This is a genomic window from Nocardia farcinica (assembly GCF_029867845.1).
GTDB lineage: Bacteria > Actinomycetota > Actinomycetes > Mycobacteriales > Mycobacteriaceae > Nocardia > Nocardia farcinica_A.
Window position 1 is genome coordinate 1 of record NZ_JARWRU010000392.1, and the last position, 3,646, is coordinate 3,646.

The 3,646-nt window shown below is 72.3% G+C and carries 1 protein-coding gene; it reads left to right on the top strand.

Going from position 1 to position 3,646, the window contains the following annotated elements; all coding sequences use genetic code 11:
• Positions 1-3,646: AMP-binding protein (locus QH283_RS08190; RefSeq protein ID WP_280502416.1), on the top strand; the 3,646-nt coding region annotated here is incomplete at both ends.

A 3,646-nucleotide genomic window follows, 5' to 3' on the forward strand; every position in this document is an offset into this window, starting at 1 on the left:
GGGCATCACCACCGCGCACTTCGTGCCGTCGATGCTGTCGGTGTTCGTCTCGACCGTCGGCAGCGACAGTTCCGGCGAGGGCACGGACCGGGCAGAGGGCGAAGGCGCGGACATCGCCGCGCCGCTGGAGCTGCGGCTGCGGCAGGTCTTCGCCTCCGGTGAGGCGCTGCCCGCGCCCACCGCGCAGCGCCTGCGCGAGCTGACCGGCGCGCGCCTGCACAACCTGTACGGCCCCACCGAGGCCGCCGTCGACGTGACCTACCACGAGGTCGTCGACGCCGACACGGTGTCGGTGCCGATCGGCCGCCCGGTGTGGAACACCGAGGTGTACGTGCTCGACGCGCGCCTGCACCCCGTCGCACCGGGTGTCGCGGGTGAGCTGTATCTGGCGGGCGACCAGCTGGCGCTGGGCTACCTGGGCCGCAGCGACCTCACCGCCGACCGCTTCGTGGCCGACCCGTACGGCGAGCCGGGCGAGCGCATGTACCGCACCGGCGACCTGGTGCGCTGGAATCGCGACGGCGAGCTGGAGTACCTCGGCCGCACCGACTTCCAGGTCAAGCTGCGCGGTCTGCGCATCGAGCTGGGCGAGATCGAGGCCGCGCTGCTGGCGCAGCCCGGCGTGGCCCAGTCGGTCGTGGTCGTGCGCAACGACCCGCACGCGGGCGATCAGCTGGTCGGCTACGTGGTGCCCGAACCGGAGCGGACCGTCGCCGCCGACGCGCTGAAGGCGGCGCTGGCCGCGGCCCTGCCCGGCTACATGGTGCCCGCGGCGATCGTGGTGCTCGACGAGTTCCCGGTCAACGCCTCCGGCAAGCTGGACCGCAAGGCGCTGCCCGCGCCGGTCTTCGAGGCCAAGACCTTCCGCGCCCCGTCGACCCCGATCGAGGAGATCGTGGCCGACATCTTCGCCGACCTGCTCGGCGTCGACCGCGTCGGCGTGGACGACGACTTCTTCGCCCTCGGCGGCAACTCGCTGGTGGCCACCCAGGTCGCGGCCCGCCTGAGCAAGGCGCTGAACACCGAGATCGGCGTGCGCGCGCTGTTCGAGGCCCCCACCGTCGGCGGTCTGGCCGCGCGCGTGGAGTCGCACGCGGGCACCGGTGTGCGCCAGGCGCTCACCGCGGCCGGACAGCGGCCGGAGTACCCGCCGCTGTCGCTGGCCCAGCAGCGCATGTGGTTCCTCAACCGCTTCGACACCGGCCCGGAGTCGGCCGGGGCGGCGAGCACCTACAACATCCCGGCCGTAGTGCGCCTGCGCGGTCTGCTCGACCTGGCCGCGCTGCGCGGCGCGATCGCCGACGTGATCGCCCGCCACGAGACCCTGCGCACCGTCTACCCGTCCCACGACGGCGTGGCCTACCAGCGGGTGCTGCCCGCCGCCCGGGCCGTCCCGGAGCTGGATCTGCTCGAGGTCGACGAGGACGAACTGCTCGGCAGGCTCTACGACTTCGTGAACGCGCCCTTCGACGTGACCGCCGAACCGCCGGTGCGCCTGCGCGTCCACGAACTCGGCGAGCGCGACTACGTGCTGGCGCTGGTCGTCCACCACATCGCCGCCGACGGCTTCTCCATGCGGCCGCTGGTGCGCGACCTGATGACCGCCTACGTGGCCCGCACCGGCAACACCGAGCCGGGCTGGCAGCCGCTGTCGGTGCAATACATCGACTACGCGCTGTGGCAGCGCGAGACCCTCGGCGACGAGGACGACCGCACCTCGCTGATCTCCGAGCAGCTCGACTACTGGCGCACCGCGCTGGCCGACCTGCCCGAGGAACTGCGCCTGGTCAACAAGCCGCGCCCGACCGTGGCCAGCTACCGGGCGGGCACGCACCGCTTCCGGGTCCCCGGCGCGCTGATCGAGGAGCTGAACCGGGTCGCCCACGCGGGCGGCACCACCCTGTTCATGGTGGTGCACGGCGCCTTCGCCACGCTGCTGTCGCGGCTGTCGGGCAGCGAGGACATCGCCGTCGGCATCCCGGTGGCCGGCCGCGGCGAGCAGGCGCTCGACGACCTGGTCGGCATGTTCGTCAACACCCTGGTGCTGCGCACCCAGGTGGACGCGGCCACCCCGTTCGCCGACCTGCTCGCCCAGGTCCGCGAGCGCGACCTGCAGGCGTTCGCGCACGCCGACGTGCCCTTCGAGCGGCTGGTCGAGGTGCTCAACCCGACCCGTTCGCAGGCGCGCCACCCGCTGTTCCAGGTCATGCTGTCGTTCCAGAACCTGGGCCGCACCTCGCTGGAGCTGCCCGGCCTGACCGTCGAGGAACTGGGCATCGACCCGCCGACGGCCAAGTTCGACCTGCAGCTGACGCTCTCCGAGATCCCCGGCGGCGGCGCGGAGATGGACGCCGAGCTGGTCTACGCCACCGACCTGTTCGACGCGGGCTACGCCGACGCCTTCGCCGCCCGCTTCCTGCGGGTGCTCGAGGGCGTCGCCAGGGCGCCGCGCACCCCGGTGGGCGATCTGGAACTGCTCGACCCGGCCGAGCGCGAGCTGGTCGTGCGGCAGTGGAACGACACCGAGTTCGCCGTCGACGCCGCGCTGACGGCGCCCACCGTCGACGACGCGGCGACCCTGGTCGCCATGTTCGAGGCCCAGGTCGCGCGCACGCCCGACGCGATCGCGCTGACCTTCGAGGGGACGAGTCTGTCCTACGCCGAGTTCGCGAGCCGGGTGCACCGCCTGGCGCGCTGGCTCAAGGACAACGGCGTCGGCCCGGAATCCTATGTGGGCCTTGGCATCCGGCGTTCGCTGGACCTGCTGGTCGGCATGTACGCCATCGGTGCGGCCGGTGGCGCCTACGTGCCGATCGACCCGGACAACCCGGCCGAGCGCATCGAGCACATCCTCGAGACCGCGGGACCGGTCTGTGTGCTGACCTCCGGCTCGGATCTGGACGTCACGCTCTCGCGTCAGGTCCGCATCGATCAGCTCGACCTGTCCGGCTACTCCGACGCGCCGTTGACCGACGCCGACCGGCACCGGCCGCTGCGCACCGGCAACACCGCCTACGTCATCTTCACCTCCGGTTCGACCGGCCGCCCGAAGGGTGTGGCGGTCAGCCATGCCTCGATCGTCAACCGCCTGGTGTGGGGTCACGCCCAGTACGGCCTGGCCGCCGACGACGTGGTGCTGCAGAAGACCCCGGCCACCTTCGACGTGTCGGTGTGGGAGTTCTTCTGGCCGTTGCAGGTCGGCGCGCGCCTGGTGATCGCCCGCCCGGACGGCCACCGCGACCCGGCCTACCTGGCACAGCTGATCGTCGACGAGGGCATCACCACCGCCCATTTCGTGCCGTCGATGATGTCGCTGTTCGTCACCGAGCCGCGCGCGGCCGAGTGCACCGGCCTGCGCAACGTCTTCGCCTCCGGTGAGGGCCTGCCCGCGGTGACCGCGCAGCGTCTGCGTGAGCTGACCGGCGCCCGTCTGCACAACCTGTACGGCCCGACCGAGGCCGCCGTCGAGGTGACCTTCCACGAGGTCACCGACGCCGACACGGTGACCGTGCCGATCGGCGCCCCGGTCTTCAACACCCAGGTCTACGTGCTCGACAACCGCCTGCGGCCGGTCCCGGTCGGCGTGCCCGGCGAGCTGTACCTGGCGGGCGCGCAGATCGCCTACGGCTATGTCACCCGCCCCGAC